The 21,505-nt window shown below is 61.8% G+C and carries 14 protein-coding genes and 1 pseudogene; 13 read left to right on the top strand and 2 right to left on the bottom strand.

The window, feature by feature from the left end:
• The 3 genes from Q8X48_RS23860 to Q8X48_RS23850 all read left to right on the top strand — a co-directional run bounded on the left by Q8X48_RS23860 (position 1) and on the right by Q8X48_RS23850 (position 2,066).
• Positions 1-564: a TetR/AcrR family transcriptional regulator gene (locus Q8X48_RS23860; protein ID WP_015095284.1), complete on the top strand. Its 564-nt coding sequence runs from the start codon at positions 1-3 to the stop codon at positions 562-564.
• Positions 565-619: 55 nt separating this feature from the next.
• Complete coding sequence (locus tag Q8X48_RS23855; protein ID WP_015095285.1) at positions 620-1,096, top strand: nuclear transport factor 2 family protein; 477 nt, start codon at positions 620-622, stop codon at positions 1,094-1,096.
• 190 nt (positions 1,097-1,286) lie between these two features.
• Entirely contained in the window at positions 1,287-2,066 is a 780-nt protein-coding gene (locus Q8X48_RS23850; RefSeq protein ID WP_407801631.1) for a TSUP family transporter, read from the top strand.
• Here the strand turns inward: Q8X48_RS23850 and nudC are convergent.
• Positions 2,034-2,864 carry an NAD(+) diphosphatase gene (gene nudC / locus Q8X48_RS23845; RefSeq protein ID WP_015095286.1) on the bottom strand — a complete coding sequence of 277 codons (831 nt, stop codon included), beginning with the start codon at positions 2,862-2,864 and terminating at the stop codon, positions 2,034-2,036. The genes Q8X48_RS23850 and nudC overlap by 33 nt on opposite strands.
• A gap of 6 nt (positions 2,865-2,870) precedes the next feature.
• Positions 2,871-3,683, bottom strand: coding sequence for a crotonase/enoyl-CoA hydratase family protein (locus Q8X48_RS23840; RefSeq protein ID WP_102673559.1), 813 nt, complete (start codon positions 3,681-3,683; stop codon positions 2,871-2,873).
• A gap of 559 nt (positions 3,684-4,242) precedes the next feature.
• Here Q8X48_RS23840 and glgA point away from each other — a divergent pair.
• The 10 genes and pseudogenes from glgA to Q8X48_RS23790 form a co-directional block, all read left to right on the top strand.
• Positions 4,243-5,826 (top strand): glycogen synthase GlgA, encoded by a 1,584-nt coding sequence (gene glgA / locus Q8X48_RS23835; RefSeq protein ID WP_095967073.1) that lies wholly within the window; start codon positions 4,243-4,245, stop codon positions 5,824-5,826.
• Positions 5,827-5,838: 12 nt separating this feature from the next.
• Positions 5,839-7,638 (top strand): malto-oligosyltrehalose trehalohydrolase, encoded by a 1,800-nt coding sequence (gene treZ / locus Q8X48_RS23830; RefSeq protein WP_407801630.1) that lies wholly within the window; start codon positions 5,839-5,841, stop codon positions 7,636-7,638.
• The gene (malQ, locus tag Q8X48_RS23825; protein WP_407801629.1) at positions 7,631-9,709 is read left to right on the top strand and encodes a 4-alpha-glucanotransferase; all 2,079 of its coding nucleotides are present in this window, start codon (positions 7,631-7,633) and stop codon (positions 9,707-9,709) included. The genes treZ and malQ overlap by 8 nt, the downstream gene beginning before the upstream one ends.
• Complete coding sequence (locus Q8X48_RS23820) at positions 9,706-12,501, top strand: malto-oligosyltrehalose synthase (protein WP_407801628.1); 2,796 nt, start codon at positions 9,706-9,708, stop codon at positions 12,499-12,501. The genes malQ and Q8X48_RS23820 overlap by 4 nt, the downstream gene beginning before the upstream one ends.
• 21 nt (positions 12,502-12,522) lie before the next feature.
• Positions 12,523-12,843: a DUF2934 domain-containing protein gene (locus tag Q8X48_RS23815; protein ID WP_407801627.1), complete on the top strand. Its 321-nt coding sequence runs from the start codon at positions 12,523-12,525 to the stop codon at positions 12,841-12,843.
• A gap of 218 nt (positions 12,844-13,061) precedes the next feature.
• Positions 13,062-15,212 (top strand): glycogen debranching protein GlgX, encoded by a 2,151-nt coding sequence (gene glgX, locus Q8X48_RS23810; protein ID WP_407801626.1) that lies wholly within the window; start codon positions 13,062-13,064, stop codon positions 15,210-15,212.
• Positions 15,213-15,427: 215 nt separating this feature from the next.
• Positions 15,428-16,186, top strand: a complete 759-nt coding sequence (locus Q8X48_RS23805; RefSeq protein ID WP_015095294.1) for a PIG-L deacetylase family protein — start codon at positions 15,428-15,430, stop codon at positions 16,184-16,186.
• 267 nt (positions 16,187-16,453) lie between these two features.
• Entirely contained in the window at positions 16,454-17,254 is an 801-nt protein-coding gene (locus Q8X48_RS23800) for an endonuclease/exonuclease/phosphatase family protein (RefSeq protein WP_407801625.1), read from the top strand.
• Positions 17,255-17,527: 273 nt separating this feature from the next.
• Positions 17,528-20,125, top strand: a complete 2,598-nt coding sequence (locus Q8X48_RS23795; protein WP_407801624.1) for an autotransporter family protein — start codon at positions 17,528-17,530, stop codon at positions 20,123-20,125.
• Positions 20,126-20,378: 253 nt separating this feature from the next.
• Positions 20,379-21,505 (top strand): annotated as a pseudogene (locus tag Q8X48_RS23790) (RHS repeat protein); the annotation flags it as partial.

The raw sequence follows: 21,505 nt of genomic DNA, 5'->3' as shown, positions 1-21,505 counted from the left end.
ATGAACGAAATCAATAGCAACGACACACGCGACATCATTCTGGATGTCACCGAAAAGTTGATCTACAAAAGTGGCATTGCCGCCACTGGCATGGATCTCCTGGTGAAAACCGCCGGTGTCTCGAGAAAAAGCATTTACCGCTACTTCGCCAACAAAGACGAACTGGTCGTGGCCGCCCTGCAACGCCGCGATCAGCGCTGGATGCACTGGTATCGCAGCGAAGTCGGCCAGGCACAGACCCCGGCCGGGCGGCTGCTCAACCTGTTTACCGTACTCAAGTCGTGGTTCGACAGCGAAGGCTTCCGCGGCTGCGCCTTCATCAACACCAGTGGCGAAACCGGCGACCCGCAAGACCCGGTGCGCCTGGTCGCCAAAGAACATAAACAGAAACTGCTCGACTACCTGTGCGAGCTGTGTACCGAACATGGCGCCGAGGATCCGCAGACGCTGGCCAGACAACTGCTGATCCTGATCGATGGTGCCATTACCGTGGCGCTTGTAACGGGTGATCACAGTGCCGCCGATAATGCGCAATGCATGGCGCGCAAGTTATTGGACCTGTAGCAACCAGATCAAGCTCGACAATTGTTTTAACTTTAACTTGATACGGAGACTTGAAATGTCTAATGCCGAAGTTCGTCCGCCATTGCCTCCTTTCACCCGTGAATCGGCCATTGAAAAAGTTCGCCTGGCTGAGGATGGCTGGAACTCCCGCGATGCGGAGCGCGTGTCCCTGGCCTACACCCTGGACACCCAGTGGCGAAACCGCGCCGAGTTCGCCTATAACCGCGAAGAAGCCAAAGGCTTCCTGACCCGCAAATGGGCCAAGGAGCTGGATTATCGACTGATCAAGGAACTCTGGGCCTTCACCGACAACCGCATCGCCGTGCGTTATGCCTATGAATGGCACGATGACTCGGGCAACTGGTTCCGTTCCTACGGCAACGAAAACTGGGAGTTCAACGAGGACGGCCTGATGGCCCGCCGCTTCGCCTGCATCAACGACATGCCGATCAAGGAAAGCGAGCGCAAGTTCCACTGGCCGTTGGGACGTCGTCCTGACGATCATCCGGGGCTGTCGGATCTGGGTCTGTAATTTAAATCCACACTAATCCCTGTGGGAGCGAGCTTGCTCGCGATAGCGGTGTGTCAGCCAGCATTTATGCTGGATCTGACGGCCTCTTCGCGAGCAGGCTCGCTCCCACAATGGTTTTGTGTTGTGCAGGTGGTTAAGATGCTGCCCTTCCCCGCAGCCTCTTTCTGCACCCGCCGAATAAGCCGATCCCATGCCTTTCGAACTCAGCGTTGACCTCTCCACCCTGGCCATCCTGGCCCTTGTCGCTTTTGTTGCCGGTTTCATCGACGCCATCGCCGGTGGCGGTGGACTGTTGACTACCCCGGCCCTGTTGACCGCCGGCCTGCCGCCGCATCTGGTGCTGGGCACCAACAAGCTCAGTTCGACCTTCGGCTCGGCGATTGCCAGTTTCACCTTCTACCGCCGCAAGCTGTTCCACCCCGCGCAATGGGTGCACGCCATCGTCGGCACCCTGGTCGGCGCGCTGACCGGTGCCGTGGTCGCGCATTACCTGCCGGCGGAATGGCTGAACAAAATGCTGCCGGTGATCGTCTTCGCCTGCGGTGTCTATCTCTTGTTTGGCGGTACGCCGAAAGCCCCCCTGGACAGCAACGCACCGATCAAGAAAACGTGGCAGTCGACCCAAGGCTTCAGCCTCGGTTTCTATGACGGCGTGGCCGGTCCCGGCACGGGTGCGTTCTGGACCGTGAGCAGCCTGTTGCTCTACCCCATCGATCTGGTGAAAGCCAGCGGCGTGGCGCGCAGCATGAACTTCGTCAGCAACGCGGCGGCGCTGTCGATCTTCATCTTTTCCGGTCAGGTGGACTGGGTCATCGGCCTGTGCATGGGCTCGTCATTGATGGTCGGCGCCTTCTTCGGCGCTCGCACCGCCATCAGCGGCGGCGCGAAATTCATTCGTCCGGTGTTCATCACCGTGGTGCTGGGCCTGACCGTGCGCCTAGCCTGGCAGCACTGGTTCAGCGTGGCCTAAGCGCCGCGCTACATAGACATCGATCAGGTAACGGGCAATCGAGCGGGACGCCGGCAACGGCGGTAGCGCGTGCACGTTGAACCACTGGGCGTCCTCGATCTCGTCTTCCTGGCAGACGATCTCGCCACTGGCGTATTCGGCATGAAAGCCGAGCATCATCGAGTGCGGGAACGGCCAGCACTGGCTGCCCATGTACTGGATGTTCCTGACCTCGATGCTCACCTCTTCACGAACCTCGCGAATCAGGCAGTCCTCGGCCGATTCGCCCGGTTCGGCGAACCCCGCCAATGTGCTGTAGACACCGCTGACAAAACGCGGCGAGCGTGCCAACAGCACTTCGTCGCCCCGAGTGACCAGTACGATCATGCTCGGCGAAATCCGTGGATAGCTGCGCAGATCACACGGCTGGCAATACATCGCCCGTTCGCGCGGCACCTGGGTCATGGCCTGACCGCAGTTACCGCAAAAGCGGTGCTCGCGGGCCCAGGTGCCGATCTGTGCGGCGTAACCGAGCACCTTGTAGACCGTGTGATCGCCTTCGAGCATGAACGCCCGCAAGCCCTTCCAGTTGCAGCCCGACACCTCGCTGTGACTGCGCAGCTCCAGCAGGTAGACCGGCTCGCCATCGAGATGACCGATGCCATGTTCGGCGAGAATCGGCAGGTCCTGACGCTTCAACCATTCGCGTGGAAACAGTGCGCCATTGTCATCGAACAGAAAGCCTTCGGGGCTGCGCGCGACGGCCCAGCCGCCGGGTTGGTCGGTGTCCAGTACTGCAGTGGTCCAGCGAGGAATCATGGTTAATCAATCCAGAAATTCGGGTTTCTGTTTGCTCATATGGGCGGCCATGGCCACGCGCAGATCGGTGGATTGCAGCATGGCGGCGTTCCAGGTGGCGATGTATTCGAGGCCGTCATCGATGCGATGGTCACGCATGTAGCTAATCATCTCCTTGGTGCCGGTGACGGCGATCGGCGACTTGCTGGCGATTGCGTAGGCAATGCCCATGACGCCGTCGAGCAGGCTGTCGTTGTCGCTGTAGACGCGATTGACCAGGCCCATGCTCCGCGCTTCGTCGGCGCCAAAGGTGCGACCAGTGTAAGCCAGTTCGCGCAGCATGCCGTCACCGATGATCCGCGGCAAGCGTTGCAGCGTGCCCACGTCGGCGGCCATGCCGATGTCGATTTCCTTGATCGAGAACTGTGCGTCCTCGGCGGCATAACGCATGTCGCACGCGGCAATCAGGTCGATGGCGCCACCCAGGCAGTAGCCCTGAATCGCTGCAAGCACCGGTTTACGGCAGTTGTCGACGGCATTGAACGACGCTTGCAGGGTAAGGATCTTGCGCCGCAACAGCCGCGCATTGCGGCCAACGTCCTTGCCCAGTTCATTGGCCACACCGGCCAGCATCATCAGGTCGATACCCGAGGAGAAATGCTTGCCTGCCCCGCTGAGGACCACCACGCGCACTTCATCGGTGTCGTCGATCCACTGGAAGATTTCGACGATCTCGCTCCAGAACGCAGCGTTCATCGAGTTGATCTTCTCCGGCCGGTTGATCTGCACATGGGCGATTTTATCAACCAGTTCGACGTTGAACGCGCTGTACTGAGACATTCCATTGATCCTTTTGCGGGCAGAAAACGAGGCCCGAACTATAACAAGGCATCGCGACCGGCAGTAAGGCAGCGGTTCAGCCAAATCCGGGACTTGGCACGCGCACCACATTGGTGCGCGACCGCTCGATCACGTCGCACATTGATGTGACGGCCCGGTGACTTTTTGCGGCAAAAACGCAAAAAAACATGCACTTCGTCGGGGCGTTTGCACCTCGATCAGGCACGTCCGTACCGTTACAAACCGATTGTCGAACAATTTTGCCATCTGCCCTTTACCGCTCTAAGTTCTGGCCTAGACTCATTTTCTCAAAGCGAAACCGGTCGGTCATAAAGTGGAAAAACAGTCGAAACTTTTTCCATTCCCGATCGGTCCTCTGACAAGAAGGTGCGTTGCGACTGGTGCAATCTTTGCAACGGCTCATTCACCCCTTTTGCTTCGAAGCATCGGGCAGCGCTTGCTCACTGATGCGCAGCGTTTTTTTGCCCGGCCACGGGAATTGGCCATGAAACACCGTTTGCCAGACCTAAGAATTAGATCAATAGCACGGGAGATTCATATGATCAGTACGGCTTTGGAAATACAGGGAGAACGTGCTCATCAGGTCGGCGAATCGAGCGCCGTAACTGCCGCGAACACCCAACCCGTCAGCGTGCCCGGCACCAGGACGCTGACCCCGGCAGCCCAGCAGAATCCGAACCGTAAGAAAGTGTTGTTCGTGACCTCGGAAATTGCCGACCTGGTGAAAACCGGTGGCCTGGGCGACGTTTCCGCGGCGCTGCCACGGGCTATGGCCCATCTGCACGATGTGCGGGTGTTGATCCCGGGTTACCCGCAGGTGCTGCACAGCGAGAACCCCATTCATATCATCGGCGAACTCGGCGGTCATGCCGCGTTGCCACCGTGCAAGATCGGGCGCATGGACATGCCCGATGGTCTGGTCATTTACGTACTGATCTGCCCCGAACTCTACGAGCGCGAAGGTTCACCCTACGGCGCCAACAACGGCCGCGACTGGCCGGACAACCATATCCGTTTCGCCCGCCTGGGCCTGGCGGCGGCCGATATCGCTGCCAACCTCGCGCAAATCCACTGGTGCCCGGACCTGGTGCACGCCCACGACTGGCCGGCCGGCCTGGCCCCGGCCTACATGCACTGGCGCGGACAGCGCACGCCAACGCTGTTCACCATTCACAACCTGGCTTATCAAGGCGTGACCAGCCTTGGCTCGTGCCCCGAACTGGGCATTCCCCATCACGCGCTGCAACAGGAAGGCATGGAGTTCTACGGCAAGATGTCGTTCCTCAAGGCCGGCATGGCCTACTCGAGCCACATCACCACCGTCAGCGCGACCTACGCCCAGGAAATCACCACCCCGGACTTCGGCTGCGGACTCGACGGTTTCCTCGCCGCCAAGACCCAGCAAGGCCTGCTCAGCGGGATTCCCAACGGCATCGATGAAAGCTGGGATGCGGCGACCGACCCGCACCTGTTCTGCCCGTTCGAAATCGGCGACTGGGATGGCAAGGCGGTGAACGCCGCCCATGTGCGCGAGCTATTCGGTCTGCAAGACTCCGAAGGGCCGCTGTTCGCCGTGGTGTCGCGCCTGGTCTATCAGAAAGGCCTGGACCTGACCGAAGCCGTCTCAGAGTACATCGTCAAATCCGGTGGCCAGATCGCGATCATCGGCCGTGGCGAGCCGGAAGAAGAACAGTCGATGCGCGAACTGGCCCTGCGTTTCCCCGGGCAGATCGGCGTGCGCATCGGCTTTAATGAAACCGATGCCCGGCGCATGTTCGCCGGCAGCGACTTCCTGCTGATGCCTTCGCGTTACGAACCCTGCGGCCTGAGCCAGATGTACGCCCAGCGCTTCGGCTCGTTGCCGGTAGCGCGCAATACCGGTGGCCTGGCCGACACCATCGAAAACGGCGTGACCGGCTTCCTGTTCGATGAATCCACCGTGCAGAGCTACCAGGAAGCCCTGAGCCGCGCGTTCAAGGTGTTCGCCTTCCCCGACCTGCTGCACGCCATGCGCTGCCGGGCCATGGCAGCGCCGTTCAACTGGTGCAAGGCGGTCGAACCCTACGCCGAACTCTATGAACAGCTTGTGGCAAAAGCGTTGGGGAAATCGAACAAACAGTAAGAGGCTTTCAAGATGCCGTTACGGACCCTTGAGACCTGGCCCCACGGCGCAATCATGCTGGACGCAGAGCACACGCGATTCGCGTTGTGGGCGCCAGATGCGTTTTACGTCAGTGTCGAACTGGAACATGGACAGTCCTTGCCGTTGTTGCCCCAGGCAGACGGCTGGTTCGTGAGCGACACCCGATGCCCGGCGGGCACGCGTTACCGCTACAGCATCGACGGCGAACTGGAAGTGCCCGACCCGGCTTCCCGCGCTCAGGACGGCGATATCGACCGGCACAGTGTGGTGGTCGATCCGCTGGCCTATGCCTGGCAACACAGTGCCTGGTCGGGACGGCCATGGAACGAAGCGGTGATCTACGAGTTGCACGTCGGTGCCCTCGGCGGCTTCAGTGCCGTCGAGCAGCATCTGGCGCGCCTGGTCGAGCTGGGGGTCACCGCGATCGAACTGATGCCCATCGCGCAGTTTCCCGGTGAGCGTAATTGGGGCTATGACGGCGTCCTGCCCTACGCGCCCCAGGCTTCGTACGGGTCACCCGAGCAGCTCAAACACTTGATCGACACCGCCCACGGTCATGGTCTGGCGGTGATTCTCGACGTGGTCTACAACCACTTCGGTCCGGACGGCAATTACCTGCATCGTTATGCCAAGGGCTTCTTTCGCGAAGACAAACAGACGCCGTGGGGCGCGGCCATCGACTTCCGCCGCCGCGAAGTGCGGGACTTCTTCATCGAAAACGCCTTGATGTGGCTGCTCGAATACCGTTTCGACGGTTTGCGCCTGGACGCGGTACACGCCATCGAAGATCCGGATTTCCTCCAGGAACTGGCGCAACGGGTGCGCCAGCAGACGGGACCGGCGCGCCATGTGTGGCTGATGGTGGAGAACGAACATAACCAGACCGGCCTGCTCGAACAGGGTTACGACGCCCAGTGGAACGATGACGGCCACAATGCCCTGCATGTGCTACTGACCGGCGAAACCGAGGCCTATTACGCCGACTACGCGCACAACCCCACCGAACAACTGGCGCGTTGCCTGAGTCAGGGTTTCGTGTTCCAGGGGCATGTCAATCGCCATGGTGTGGCACGCGGTGAACCCAGCGGGCACTTGCCGCCCGGCGCCTTCATCCTGTTCCTGCAGAACCATGACCAGATCGGCAACCGTGCCTTCGGCGAGCGCCTGCATCAACTCGCCCACCCGCAAGCGCTGCGGGCCGCCACGGTGTTGCTGCTGTTGTCGCCGATGATTCCGCTGCTGTTCATGGGCGACGAGTTCGCCGTCGAACAACCCTTCCTGTATTTCACCAGCCATCACGGCGAGTTGGCCAAGTTGGTACGGGACGGCCGGCGCAACGAGTTCGCGGCGTTCAGCGTGTTTGCCGACCCACTCCTGCGCGAACACATTCCTGACCCGAACGATCCGCAGACATTTTCAGCGTCCCGCCCTGTCATGCCTTCGACCGGCCATACTGAGATGCACGAGCTGTATTGCCGGCTGTTGCAGATCCGTCACCGGCTCCTCATCCCGCGCTTGCCGGGCACCCAGGCACTGGGGGCGGACAAGCTGGGCGAAGGCGCGGTCAGTGCCGCCTGGCGCCTGGGCGATGGCAGCGAGCTGCGCATTGACCTGAACCTCAGCGACAAGCCCGTAGTCCACACCTCACAGACCGGTGCCACGCGGTTGTTCGAATACCCGCCACAGAGCGCCGATCTGCTGGACCAGGGCATCCTTGCCCCGTATTGCGCGCTCGTCAGCCTCACCGCCGCAGCCCCTTTGCTAGTTCGTATGGAGAGCGTCCATGAGTGATGCGCAACTGGAAATTCTGGCCAGCCGTGCCGGCCTCGCAGTCGACTGGATCGACGCCAACGGCCGCCCGCAAAAAGTCGCGCCTTCCGTGTTGCGAAATGTGCTGACTGGCCTCGGTCACCCGGCGGGCAGTGCCCAGGAAATCGACGCCAGCCTGTTGGAATTGCAAGCGGCGCAGCAGACGCACCACTTGCCGCCATTAATCACCGCCGATGTAGGAGTTGGCCTGGATCTGGCGCGTTATTTTGCACCTGAAACGCCTTGCGAAATCCACCTCGAAGACGGTTCGCGGCTCAACCTCAAGCTGGACGCCAACGCAAAGCTGCCGGGGCTGGTACCGGTCGGCTATCAACAGGTCAGTATCGACAGACAAACCTTCACCCTGGCGGTGGCCCCATCCCGTTGTTACAGCGTCGCCGATGCCGTGGATAACCCGATCCCCCGTGCCTGGGGCCTGAGCGTGCAACTGTATGCCTTGCGCCGCCCCGGCGATGGCGGGTTTGGTGACACCCAGGCGCTGGAGGAGCTCGCCCGGGTGGCTGGTGAACGTGGCGCCGAGGCGCTGGCGATCAGCCCCTTGCATGCGATGTTTTCCAATGACGCCCAACGCTACAGTCCTTACTCGCCCTCCAGCCGTCTGTTTCTCAACAGCCTGTACTGCGCCCCCGGCACCATTCTCGGTGAGCGCGCCCTGCGCACCGCGATCGATGCAACCGGGCTGGCCATTGAACTCAAGGCGCTGGAAGAGCGTCCGCTGATTGACTGGCCGGCCGCAGCCGAAGCCAAGCATCGGCTGTTGCAGTCGCTGTACGAAGGTTTCGTCCAGGGTGAACACCCCTTGCACGAAGACTTCAGCAGTTTTCGTCACGCCGCTGGCGAAGCGCTGGAAAACCACTGTCGCTTCGAAGCCATCCAGGAGGCACGCGCTGCCCGTGGTGAACACCTCGACTGGCGGCAGTGGCCCGAACCCTGGCGCAACCCGCGCAGCGCCGAACTGGCGGCATTCGCCGAAGAGAATGCCGGGCGCATCGGCTTCTTCGCTTTCTGCCAATGGCTGATCACCCGCTGCCTGGAGCGCGCGCAAACCGCCGCCCGCGCCAGCGGCATGAGCATCGGCCTGATCGCCGACCTGGCCGTTGGCGCCGATGGCGGCGGCAGCCAGGCGTGGAGCCGTCAGGACGAACTGCTCGCGTCCCTCACCGTCGGTGCGCCACCGGATATTCTCAACCGCACTGGCCAGGGCTGGGGGATTTCCGCGTTCTCCCCTGAAGGCCTGGTGCGCAATGGTTTCCGGGCGTTCATCGAAATGCTGCGGGCCAATTTCGCCCACTGCGGTGGCTTGCGTATCGATCACGTCATGGGGCTGCAGCGGCTGTGGGTGATCCCCAACGGCTCGCCGCCGGCCGACGGCGCCTACCTGTATTACCCGGTGGACGACCTGTTGCGCTTGTTGACCCTGGAATCCCATCGGCACCAGGCCATTGTCCTCGGCGAAGACCTCGGCACCGTGCCGGACGGCCTGCGGGAAAAACTCATCGCCCGTTCGATGCTCGGCATGCGGGTGCTGCTGTTCGAGCAGGACAACACGCACTTCAAGCCGATCCTCGACTGGCCGGACAACGCCCTGGCGACCACCAGCACCCATGACCTGCCCACCCTCAACGGCTGGTGGCATGGCCGCGATATCGACTGGAACGCCCGGCTCGGCATGGTCGACGCCAGCGGTGAGATCGAATGGCGCCAGCATCGTGAGCGCGAGCGCGAGGGCCTGCGCCGGGCGTTGAGCCAGGACCCGCAGAACTTCCGCGAAGAATCCCACGAAACCGACCAGGTGCTCGATGCGAGCGTGCGTTTTCTCGGTCATACCCGGGCGCCCTTGGTGCTGCTGCCGCTGGAAGATGCCCTTGGCGTGGAACAACAGGCCAACCTGCCCGGCACCATCGACACCCACCCGAACTGGTCACGGCGCTTGCCCGGTTACAGCGAAGCCCTGCTCGACGGGCCGGATGCCGCGCGGCGCCTGGAACTGCTCGCCTGTGCGCGACTGCAGGCGGCCGAGCGTGACCGATGACCCGACAGCCGACCCGCCCGCTGCGCGCCACACTGCGCCTGCAATTTCATAAAGGTTTCACGCTGGAAGATGCGGTGCCGCTGGTGCCGTATTTCGCACGCCTGGGTATCAGCCATGTCTACGCCTCCCCTTTGCTGCGTGCCCGAGCCGGATCGATGCATGGCTATGACGTGGTGGACCCGACCAGGGTCAACCCGGAACTGGGTGGCGAAGTAGCGCTGCGCAGCCTGGTCAACGCCTTGCACGAGCAGGACATGGGGTTGATCCTCGACATTGTCTCCAACCACATGGCGGTCGGCGGCGCTGACAATCCCTGGTGGCTGGACCTGTTGGAGTGGGGACGCCTGAGCCCCTACGGCGAGTTTTTCGACATCCAGTGGCACTCTCCCGATCCGTTGATGGAAGGCCAGTTGCTCCTGCCGTTCCTGGGCAGCGATTACGGTGTGGCGTTGCAGGACGGCACCCTGCCCTTGCGCTTCGATGCCTGGCACGGCAGCTTCCATGTCGAGCACTACGAACACCGCTTTCCCATTTGCCCCCGGGATTACGGCGAGCTGCTCAAGACCGATGCAGCGCTCGATACGGAGCAGGCCGAACAACTGAAAAACCTGGCCGATCGCTTCAGCACCCTGAGCTACCAGACCGATGCCCACAGCCTGGCCATACCGCTGAAAGCGGAACTGCGCGATCTGGTCAGTGATCCGGCCATTGCCCAAGCCATTGAGCAACACCTGAAGCACTACGATTCACTGACCGGCGAGGGCTTCCAGCGCCTGCACAACCTGCTGGAGCGCCAGAGCTATCGTCTCGCCAGCTGGCGCACGGCCGCCGATGACATCAACTGGCGGCGCTTCTTTGATATCAATGAACTCGGCGGACTGCGCGTCGAGCGTCCCGCGGTGTTCGAAGCCACCCACGCGAAGATCTTCCAGCTGGTGGCCGAGGGGCTGATCGACGGGTTGCGCATCGACCACATCGACGGCCTCGCCGACCCGCGGGGCTACTGCCGAAAGCTGCGGCGCCGGGTCGACAGTCTGTCCGCGGGCCGCCACCTGCCGATCTTTGTCGAAAAAATCCTCGGCGAAGGCGAGTCCCTGCACCTCGACTGGTCGGTGGACGGCACCACCGGTTATGAATTCATGAACCAGCTGTCACTGCTGCAACACGACCCACGGGGCGCGCAGACACTGGCCGAACTCTGGCAACGCCACAGTGAGCGACCCGCTGACTTCTCCCGGGAAGCACAACTGGCCCGCCAGCAAATCCTCAATGGTTCCCTGGCCGGCGATTTCGAAAGCGTCGCCCAGGCCTTGCTCCAAGTGGCCCGGGACAATCTCATGAGCCGCGACCTGACGCTCGGCGCCATTCGCCGGGCCTTGCAGGAGCTGATCGTGCATTTCCCGGTGTACCGCACCTACATCGGCCCCCTTGGCCGGACAGGCCAGGACGAGGTGTTTTTCCAGCAGGCCATGGACGGCGCCCGCCAGACACTGAGCGAGGCTGACTGGCCGGTGCTCGACTGCCTGGCCGGCTGGCTCGGCGGTGAGCCCTGGCGGCAACGCCCGGCCGGTCGTCAGCGCAAACGCCTCAAGCACGCCTGCGTACGTTTCCAGCAACTGACCTCGCCAGCCGCGGCGAAAGCGGTGGAAGACACCGCGTTCTATCGTTCGGCCGTCCTCCTTTCGCGCAATGACGTGGGGTTCAGCACCGAGCAGTTCAGTGCGCCGGTGGCCGACTTTCATCGGGCCTGCATCGAGCGCCTTGAAACCTTTCCGGACAATCTGCTGGCCAGCGCCACCCACGACCACAAGCGTGGCGAAGACTCACGCGCGCGGCTGGCGGTATTGAGTGAGCGCAGCAGCTGGTACACCGAGCAGATCGGCCTGTGGCGCACCCTCGCCCGGCCATTGCGCCAAGACGATCAAGTGCCTTCGGCGGGCGATGAGTTGATACTGTACCAGGCCATCCTCGGCAGTTGGCCGCTGGGGTTGGCTATCGATAATCCGCCGGCGCTCGAGGACTACGCCAAACGCCTCTGGCAATGGCAGCGCAAAGCCCTGCGCGAAGCCAAGCTGCAAAGCAGCTGGAGCGCGCCCAATGACGCTTACGAGCAAGCCACCGAGGACTTTATTCAGCGCCTGCTGCTCAGCCCAGAGGGTGAGCTGCTGCGTGCGACCCTCGCCAAGGCGGCCCGATCGATTGCCGCCCCCGGTGCCCTTAACGGTTTGGCGCAAACCTTGCTGCGCATGACCGTACCCGGCGTGCCGGATTTGTATCAGGGCAACGATTTCTGGGACTTCAGCCTGGTCGACCCGGACAACCGTCGCCCCGTGGATTACGCCAGCCGCCAGCAGGCACTGCAGCAAGCGGCAGACCTGCCGGACCTGTTGTCGAACTGGCAGGACGGGCGCATCAAGCAAGCCCTGATTGCACGCACCCTGGGCCTGCGTGCCAAACACGCCGAGCTGTTTCGGCGTGGCACTTACCAGGCCTTGGAAGTGCTTGGCAGCGAGGCCCATCGAGTGCTGGGTTTTGTCCGTGAGCGGGAGGGAGAACGCGCCATCGTGATAGTGCCGATACGCTGTGCCGAATTGCTGGAAAACAGTGCCGCCCCCCAGGTCCACGCGCCGCTGTGGGGCGATACCCGGGTCAAACTGCCGTTCACCGTTGCGGACGAACATCTGAAGGGACTTTTTACCGGCATCACAGTCACAAAACACAGAGAGCTGCTGATCAGCGCCGCGCTGGGGGATTTCCCGGTCAATCTCATTATTCAAACTCACCACACTTGAGTTCAGTTCAGGAGCATTGCGATGAGTACCGACGATAAACGCATCCGCGAATTCGCCTATCAGATCTGGGAATCCGAAGGAAAACCCGAAGGCCAGGAAGCCCGCCACTGGGAGATGGCGTGCAAACTGGCGGAAGCCGAAGCCCTGGCCCCGAAGAAGCTAGCCAAACCAGCGGCGAGCAAAACCCCGGTCAGCAAAACGGCCAATGGCAAGGCCGGCGAAAGCAAAGTCGCTGCGCCCAAACCCAAAGCCAAGCCTGCAGCGGCCTCGAAAGTGATTCCGCCAGGGGAAAAGGCCGTCGAGAAAAAGCCTCGGGCGCCGCGAAAACCGCCCGCGGTTTGAATATGACTTGAGGCCCCTTCGCGGGAAAGCCCGCTCCCACAGTGTTTGGTGTTGTAACTGCAATCTGTGGCAACTCACAGGTCCCTGTGGGAGCGGGCTTGCCCGCGAAGAGGCCATCACTTCCAGCATTGATGTTGCCTGACACACCGCCTTCGCGAGCAAGCCCGCTCCCACAGGTTGCAATGCTGATCAGCGAGTATTTGTAGCCAGGAGCACTTATGACCAGCCCAAAGAAAGCCCCCCGTGTCGAAGCCACGCGAATCCGTGAAGGCCTGCCCTTCCCGCTGGGTGCCACCTGGGACGGACTGGGAGTCAACTTCGCCTTGTTTTCCGCCCACGCCACCCGGGTTGAACTGTGCCTGTTCGACGACAGCGGCGAGGTGGAACTCGAACGCATCGAACTGCCCGAATACACCGACGAGATCTACCACGGCTACCTGCCCGATGCTCATCCCGGGCTGATTTATGGCTATCGGGTCTACGGTCCGTACGACCCGGCCAACGGTCATCGCTTCAATCCCAACAAACTGCTGATCGACCCCTACGCCAAACAACTGGTCGGCAAGTTGAAATGGTCCGAAGCGCTGTTCGGCTACACCATCGGCCACCCCGACGCCGACCTCAGCTTCGATGAACGTGACAGTGCGCCCTTCGTGCCCAAGTGCAAGGTCATCGACCCGGCGCACACCTGGGGCCACGACCACCGCGTCAGCGTACCGTGGGACAAGACGATCATTTATGAAACCCATGTGCGCGGCTTCAGCATGCGTCATCCCTCGGTCCCGGAAAACCTGCGCGGAACCTTTGCCGGGTTGATGGTCGATGACGTGTTGGAGCACATCCGCAAGCTCGGCGTGTCGACCGTGGAGTTGCTGCCGATCCACGCGTTCGTCAACGACCAGCATTTGCTGCACAAGGGCATGACCAATTACTGGGGCTACAACAGCATCGCGTTCTTCGCCCCCGACCCGCGTTACCTGGCCAGTGGCAAGATTGCCGAGTTCAAGGAAATGGTCGCGCACCTGCACGAAGCGAATCTGGAAGTGATCCTCGACGTGGTCTACAACCACACCGCCGAAGGCAACGAGCAAGGCCCGACCCTGTCCATGCGCGGCATCGACAACGCGTCCTACTACCGCCTGATGCCCGATGACAAACGCTTCTATATCAACGATTCCGGCACCGGCAACACCCTGGACCTGAGTCACCCGTGCGTGCTGCAAATGGTCACCGACTCCCTGCGCTACTGGGCTTCGGAAATGCACGTGGACGGGTTCCGCTTCGACCTGGCAACCATACTCGGGCGCTATCACGGCGGTTTCGATGAGCGCCACAGTTTCCTCGTCGCCTGCCGCCAGGACCCGGTGCTGCGCCAGGTCAAGCTGATCTCCGAACCCTGGGACTGTGGCCCCGGCGGTTATCAGGTCGGCAATTTTCCGCCGGGCTGGGTCGAGTGGAACGACAAATTTCGCGACACCGTGCGCGCGTTCTGGAAGGGCGACGACGGTCAACTGGCGGACTTTGCCAGCCGCCTGACCGCTTCGGGGGATATGTTCAATGAACGGGGTCGCCGCCCCTACTCATCGCTGAACTTCGTCACCGCCCATGACGGTTTCACCCTCAACGACCTGGTCTCTTACAACGACAAGCACAACGAGGCCAACGATGAAAACAATCAGGACGGCAGCAACAACAACCTGTCCTGGAACCACGGCGTCGAAGGCCCCACCGATGATCCCGAGATCAACGCGCTGCGCCATCGGCAGATGCGCAACTTCTTCGCCACCCTGCTGCTGGCCCAGGGCACGCCGATGCTGGTGGCCGGCGACGAGTTCGCCCGCACCCAGGAGGGCAACAACAATGCGTATTGCCAGGACAGCGAGATCGGCTGGGTCAACTGGGACCTCAGCGAAGACGGCAAGGCCCTGCTCAAGTTCGTCAAACGCCTGATCAAGTTGCGCCTGACCTACCCGATCCTGCGCCGCGGGCGTTTTCTGGTGGGTAACTACAACGAGGACATCGGCGTCAAGGACGTGACCTGGCTGGCGCCGGACGGCACGGAAATGACCACCAGGCATTGGCACGATGCGCACAACCGCTGCCTGGGCATGCTGCTCGATGGACGCGCCCAGGAAACCGGCATTTGCCGCAAAGGCGTCGACGCGACCTTGATGCTGGTGGTCAACGCGCATCACGACATCGTCAATTTCCGCCTGCCGCAAGTGCCTGACGGCGGTTTCTGGACGTGCATGATCGACACCAACCAGCCGTCGATCCGTGGCCAGGAGCGCTTCGAGTTCGGCCACGAGTACTCGGTTACCGGCCGCTCATTACTGCTGTTCGAGTTGCAGCATGAGGAAGAGGAGTGACGAGGAGGTTCAGACTTTTAGCGCGCCACTGCCGCAGAGCGGAAAAATCATTTTGGCCGGGTTCGCGACGCGACGAATAGCGTTGCATGAGCAATACTCGATTCGCGGCGATCCAGGGTTGGGGTTGTCGCACCTCGCTATCCACCAGCCCTCACGGGTCGGCCGGGCTTGTCTCGCGCACGACTGAAGGCGAAGCAGCACAAGGACGTATACCCATGAAATCCGTTTCCCTCAGCGAAGCCAGCCTGCCCTCCCAGATCTGGAACAGTGCCCCGCAACTGGACAGCATTGCGGTCATCAACACCCAAACCCTGGTGCCAGCCGGTGCACGCGCAGTGCTCATTGCCCCGCACCCCGGCGATGAAGTCGTGACCTGCGGCGGCCTGCTGCAGTTGCTCAGCAACCTGGGCCACCCGCTGCAATTGATCTCGATCTCCGACGGCAGCGCCAGCCATCCCGGTTCTCGACAGTGGTCGGAAAAACGCCTAAGTGTGTTTCGTCCCCAGGAAAGCGTGGAAGCCATCCGCCGACTCGGTTTGCCGATGCACAGCCTGAAGTGGATCCGTGGCGGGTTTACCGACAACGCCCTGGTGGAACACGAAGAACGGATCACCCAGTTCATCAGGCGCTACCTGCGCCCGGGTGATGTGGTGTTCAGCACCTGGTGCGAAGACGGCAACGTCGACCACGACACCGTCGGCCGCGCCAGTGCCAGGGCGGCGGCCAGTGTGGGAGCCACCTACAACGACGTGCCGTTCCGGGCTTGGCACTGGCCCGCACGGGACCGGGAGCTGATCCCCTGGCACCGTGCGCGCAAGGTGCGCCTCGATGCCTGGACCGTCGCCCGCAAGAGCCACGCCACCCACGCCTACGCCAGCCAACTCGATGGTGAACCCGCCATCGGCCTTGCGCCGTCGCTGCCGCGCACGCTGCTGGAGCGCATTCGTTTGCCTTATGAAATCGTCTTCGTCTAAGCCCACTGCGCTTTCTGTAGGAGCGAGCTTGCTCGCGATGGAGGTCAACGATGATGCGGGGAGCCTGACACCCCGCGGTGCTCTCAGGTTTATCGCGAGCAAGCTCGCTCCTACAGGAAGCGTTGGCCGCCGATGCTGAAAACACAAACCCCTTAGGTGAGAGCGCCGCAAAGTGTCAGATCTGGCACGTTGGCGTTAACGGCAAACTGAACTGCCCGTCCATGCATCAGTCGCATGCATAGGCAGTCCCCAATCCCAGGAGCGAACGTGGCCAGTCATTCCAAGCGGCAAACAGCTGAATCGGTGCCGTTGAGTACTCCCCCGGACATCCACCGACTGCGCGTGCTGACGGTCAACACCCACAAGGGATTTACCGCACTCAACCGGCGCTTCATCCTCCCCGAGCTGCGTGAAGCCGTGCGCAGTACATCGGCAGACCTGGTTTTTCTGCAGGAAGTGGTCGGCGAGCACGACCGCCACTCCTCCCGCTACAACGATTGGCCACAGACCTCGCAATATGAGTTCCTTGCCGACAGCATGTGGAGCGACTTCGCCTATGGGCGCAATGCCGTCTATCCCGACGGTCACCATGGCAATGCCCTGCTGTCGAAATACCCGATCCGCGAATACCGAAACCTGGATGTCTCCATTACCGGCCCGGAACGCCGCGGCTTGCTGCACTGCGTGCTGGACGTGCCGGGGCACAGCGAAGTGCATGCCATCTGCGTGCACCTCAGCCTGCTGGAAAGCCATCGTCAGCTGCAATTGCAGTTGCTCTGCCAGCTCCTCGAGTCCCTGCCGGATGATGCGCCGGTGATCATTGCCGGCGACTTCAACGACTGGCAGATGCAAGGCAATGCCGCCCTTGCCCGCCGCGACTACCTGCACGAAGCTTTCGAGCGCCACCATGGCCGCCCGGCCAAAACCTACCCCGCGCGGTTCCCCTTGCTGCGCCTGGATCGCGTCTACCTGCGCAATGCCAGCAGCCATGAGCCGCAGATACTCGGGAACAAGCCGTGGACGCACCTTTCCGACCATTTGCCGTTAGCGGTGGAAGTGCATCTTTGAATCGCGGCGATTGAGTGTGAAGTAACGAGAAATCGTCCCCCACCTGTTATTTCTGACAGTAGCCATGCTGGATCGCTGCCTGCTACGTTGTTGCCGCCCTGACGGAAATCCGCAGGGGCTTGCGACACACACGTAGCGCCTTGGTTGCCGAAGGTACTTGCGGGTCATAGTCCCGCCCGATGTTGTCTTGCAACTCGCGCTGCCAAGCACGTCTGATTCCTGGCCATCGATAACGGCCAAAGGAACGGAAGTTGATCCCATCGCGGAGGCAACATGGAGTTTTCGACAGATCTGTCCAAGTACCGTTATGGCGCCTGCCTGTTCTCGATCTGGTTATGTGCAAACTGGCCCCAACCCACCTATGCCGCCTGCACACTCACCCCCACCGCCGGCAACGACAACTTCGTCTGTGACAGCGGCACCAGTGGGACGTTGACCGATTTGTCGGGCAATAACACCCTGACCTTCCCCGCCAATGGCACCGGCAGGATCAACGGCAGCGTGAGCTTCGGTGCCGGCGCCGACGCTGTGAACATGGCCTCGGGCATCGTGACCGGTGCAGTGGATCTGGGCGACGGGGCGGACAGCTTTATGATCAGCGCCGGGCAAGTCACCGGGGCGGTCAGCCAAGGCAATGGCATCGATGACTTCATCATGTCCGGTGGAACCATTAAGTCCCTGGCCCAAGGGGACGGCCGCGATACCTTCCTGATGACCGGCGGCACCATCCTTGGCGCCTTCGAAGATGGCGACGTGGCCAGCATGACCGACGGCATCATCGACCGGGTCGACATGAAACTCGATAACAATATCTTCGATATGTCCGGTGGGCAGATCCTCCGCAACCTGGTGACCGGTTTGGGCACCGATGAGATCATCGTTTCCGGGGGGCGTATCGGCGGCAACATCAGTGTCAGCAACGGCAACGACAGCATCACGATCACCGGCGGAGAAATCGTCGGCGAGATTCGCGCCGGCAACGGCGATGACACGCTGGTGTGGGATGGCGGCGGGATCATCCGCTCGCAAGTCCTGATGGAGGCAGGCAACGACCGCGCCACTTTGAGCAATCTGACCGAAAGCACCCTCGCCCTGACCCCGAGTCTCAATGGCGGTAGTGGCAATGACTTGCTGACCTTCGATCACACCACGTCATCGGGCGCTGCCCGGTATATCAATTGGGAAACCCTCAATCTGGTCAAGGGCTCGCGCCTTGATCTCGATGGCAATCTTCAACTGGGGGACAGCGCCACGGGCACCGGCGTGTTCAACATCGACGGCAGCAGTATGCTCACGTCAATTCAGGGCAGCATCACGTCTTCGACCGCGGGTCGGCTCGCGACCTTGAACAACAGCGGGGTCATCGACCTTGCCAGCGGTAACTCGCGTACCAACGATACCCTGACCGTTGAAGGCAATTACGTGGGTAACGGCGGCCAGTTGCTCTTGCAAAGCGCAGTGGGCGATGACAGCTCCCCCAGCGACAAGTTGGTGGTCAACAACGGAACGCTGACCGGCAGCACCCTGATCAGCGTCACCAACGTTGGCGGCGCGGGGGCCCTTACCCAGCAAAACGGCATCCAGTTGGTTCAGGCCCAAGGCACGGCGGTCAGCGACAACACCGCGTTCGCCCTCAAAGCCCGGGTGTCGGTTGGCGCCTTCGATTACCGCCTGTTCAAAGGCGGCATCACACCGGGCAGCGAAAACAGTTGGTACTTACGTTCCTCGGTGGTGGCGCCGCCCGTGGTTGCCGTCGCCAATCCTGATCCCGCTTTACCGCCGACGCTGGAGCCCATCGTGGCAGTGCCGGTCGCCGCGCCCGTGGTCGTGGCAACCGGGGTACAAGGATCTGAAGGCGTCGTGACGCTCGAAGCGCCTGTGCTACCGGCCGCCGTACCCGGCGCAAAACCTATCCCCCTGTATCGCGAGGCGGTGCCTGCCTGGTCGGTGGTGCCGCCGGCTGCAGCACAATTGACCCTGACAGCACTGGGTACCTTTCATGACCGTCAGGGCGATCAGCGTCTGCTGACCGAAACCGGCGCCTTGAGCGCAGGTTGGGGACGGGTCTACGGCAAGAACCTCGATCAGACCTGGGCTGGCACCGTCACACCAAGGCTGGATGGCTCGCTCAATGGCTTCCAGGTCGGCAATGACCTGTTCAGTACACAGTTGGCGGGTGGGCAAACCCAGCGCAGCGGTTTCTTCATCGGCCACAGTCGCCTGCAAGGGGATGTCGACGGTTTCAATCAGGGCTTCGAAGGCAAGCGCTCCGGCAACGTCGAGCTCAAAGGCGACAGCCTTGGCGCGTACTGGACCCTCACCGATCCCGCCGGCGCCTATTTCGATGCCGTGGCCATGTACACCTGGCTCAATGGCGACAACCGTTCCGAAAGTGGCCTGAAGATCGACAATGATGGCCACGTAACGACGTTATCGGCAGAGGTCGGATACCCGATCACCGTGGCAGGCAACTGGGTGGTCGAACCCCAGGCCCAGGCGGTTTACCAGAAGGTCAAACTCGACAGCCAGGACGACGGCATCTCCCATGTCTCGTTCGATTCCGACAGTGCCTGGACCGGCCGCGTCGGCGCACGCATGAAGGGTCGCTACGAAGTCAGTGGCCGGCCGCTGGAACCCTATCTGCGGGCCAATATCTGGCACACCTTCACGGGTACCGATACGGTCACCTTTGACCATGTCGATCAGGTCGAAACCCAGCAACGAACCTCGTCCGCCGACCTCGGAATCGGCATGGTACTGAGCGTCGCGGCATCCGTCAGTGTGTATGCCGGCGTCGACTACACCAGCAATATCGACAGCAACCAACAACGGGGGACATTCGGTAACGTGGGGGTTCGGGTGAAGTGGTGAGGAGATTAAATCGCTCTATCCAGTCGCGGGCTCCCGTAAAAACGGGCAGCCCGTGACGCCGTGGTATCGCCAGGACATCCCGACACTCGGTCTGATTCCTCTTGCAGCTGGCCACCACGACGCCGGTTAACCTTCTTCGCTTCAGCGAAGCAACCCACGGATATGTTGGTAAAACTGGTATTTCTTACAGTATCCACGGCATTGACGGCGATGCATTGTAATAGGCAAGTCACCCTGATCGAGGCCGGCACGGATGTCTGTGGACCATGCGCATCACGGCACGCCAACCCTTGCGGTTTCAGACGCGCGCGGGCTGGCGGTCAGGGCCATTCAATACCATCGGCGGCAAGCGACCGACCCGGCTGAGGCGCGGGTCACGCATCAACGCTTCGACGCCGCCGGGCGACCGGTCGCCAGTCGTGATCCGTATCTGTTTGCCCTGGCGCAGAACGATGCGTCGGTCCCGGCAAACCTCAGCCAGGTGTTCAGCCTGTCCGGCGTGCCGTTGGCGAGTGACAGCGTTGACGCCGGGTGGCGAGTCGCATTGCAAGGTGCTGCCGGGCAAATCGTTGAGCGTTGGGATGGTCGAGGTAGCCACACGCTGACTGAGTTCGATGCACTGTTGCGCCCCGTGGCGGTGCGAGAGCGTGGCGACGATAGCGCTGAACAGGTGCTTGAGCGTTTTACCTATGCTGGGGTTGATGCCGACACAGCCGAGCATAACCTGTGCGGCCAACTGATTCGCCATGACGATCCGGCTGGCACGCTGCACCTGAAGGAGTTGGGGCTCGGCGGCGCGGTGCTGCAACAGGTTCGGCATTTCTTGCGCGATACCGATACACCGGACTGGCCTGCGAGCGAAGCCGCCCGCGACGCCTTGCTCGAAGCCGGCGATAGCGCCACCACTTCCCATGTCTACTCGCCGGGCACCGAACCACTCCAGCAAACGGATGCGTTGGGCAACCGCCAGCACTTTGCCTACACCGTCGCCGGCGCACTGAAAAACACCCGGCTGACCTTGGTCGGTGAGGACGAGATGACGCTGGTCAGCGATCTCCATTACAACGCCTCGGGCCAGATCGAGTCGGAAACCGCCGGCAATCGCGTCATCACCCGCCATCGCTACGACCTCGCGGACGGACGCCTGATGGGCTTGAGCGCGCACAAAGCCGATGGCACACCCCTTCAAGACTTGCGCTACAGCTACGATGCCACCGGCAACGTGCTAAGCCTCGAAGACGCCGCCCAACCGATTCGCTACTTCAACAACCAGCGCATCGAACCGCTCAAGACTTTCCGCTACGACACCCTCGATCAATTGATCGAAGCCAGCGGCTGGGAAGCCAAAACCGGCCACGGCGGCCCCGCCCTGCCCGACCT

The sequence above is a fragment of the Pseudomonas sp. QLc11A genome (genome assembly GCF_052112305.1).
GTDB classification, from domain to species: domain Bacteria; phylum Pseudomonadota; class Gammaproteobacteria; order Pseudomonadales; family Pseudomonadaceae; genus Aquipseudomonas; species Aquipseudomonas laurylsulfatiphila.
This window is presented reverse-complemented; position numbering and strand designations above follow the sequence as displayed.

Excerpts from the sequence above, each read along its gene's own strand:
- Q8X48_RS23860 (WP_015095284.1), top strand. The coding sequence starts at position 1 with ATGAACGAAATCAATAGCAACGACACACGCGACATCATTCTGGATGTC.
- Q8X48_RS23855 (WP_015095285.1), top strand. The coding sequence starts at position 620 with ATGTCTAATGCCGAAGTTCGTCCGCCATTGCCTCCTTTCACCCGTGAA.
- Q8X48_RS23850 (WP_407801631.1), top strand. The coding sequence starts at position 1,287 with ATGCCTTTCGAACTCAGCGTTGACCTCTCCACCCTGGCCATCCTGGCC.
- nudC (WP_015095286.1), bottom strand. The coding sequence starts at position 2,864 with ATGATTCCTCGCTGGACCACTGCAGTACTGGACACCGACCAACCCGGC.
- Q8X48_RS23840 (WP_102673559.1), bottom strand. The coding sequence starts at position 3,683 with ATGTCTCAGTACAGCGCGTTCAACGTCGAACTGGTTGATAAAATCGCC.
- glgA (WP_095967073.1), top strand. The coding sequence starts at position 4,243 with ATGATCAGTACGGCTTTGGAAATACAGGGAGAACGTGCTCATCAGGTC.
- treZ (WP_407801630.1), top strand. The coding sequence starts at position 5,839 with ATGCCGTTACGGACCCTTGAGACCTGGCCCCACGGCGCAATCATGCTG.
- malQ (WP_407801629.1), top strand. The coding sequence starts at position 7,631 with ATGAGTGATGCGCAACTGGAAATTCTGGCCAGCCGTGCCGGCCTCGCA.
- Q8X48_RS23820 (WP_407801628.1), top strand. The coding sequence starts at position 9,706 with ATGACCCGACAGCCGACCCGCCCGCTGCGCGCCACACTGCGCCTGCAA.
- Q8X48_RS23815 (WP_407801627.1), top strand. The coding sequence starts at position 12,523 with ATGAGTACCGACGATAAACGCATCCGCGAATTCGCCTATCAGATCTGG.
- glgX (WP_407801626.1), top strand. The coding sequence starts at position 13,062 with ATGACCAGCCCAAAGAAAGCCCCCCGTGTCGAAGCCACGCGAATCCGT.
- Q8X48_RS23805 (WP_015095294.1), top strand. The coding sequence starts at position 15,428 with ATGAAATCCGTTTCCCTCAGCGAAGCCAGCCTGCCCTCCCAGATCTGG.
- Q8X48_RS23795 (WP_407801624.1), top strand. The coding sequence starts at position 17,528 with ATGGAGTTTTCGACAGATCTGTCCAAGTACCGTTATGGCGCCTGCCTG.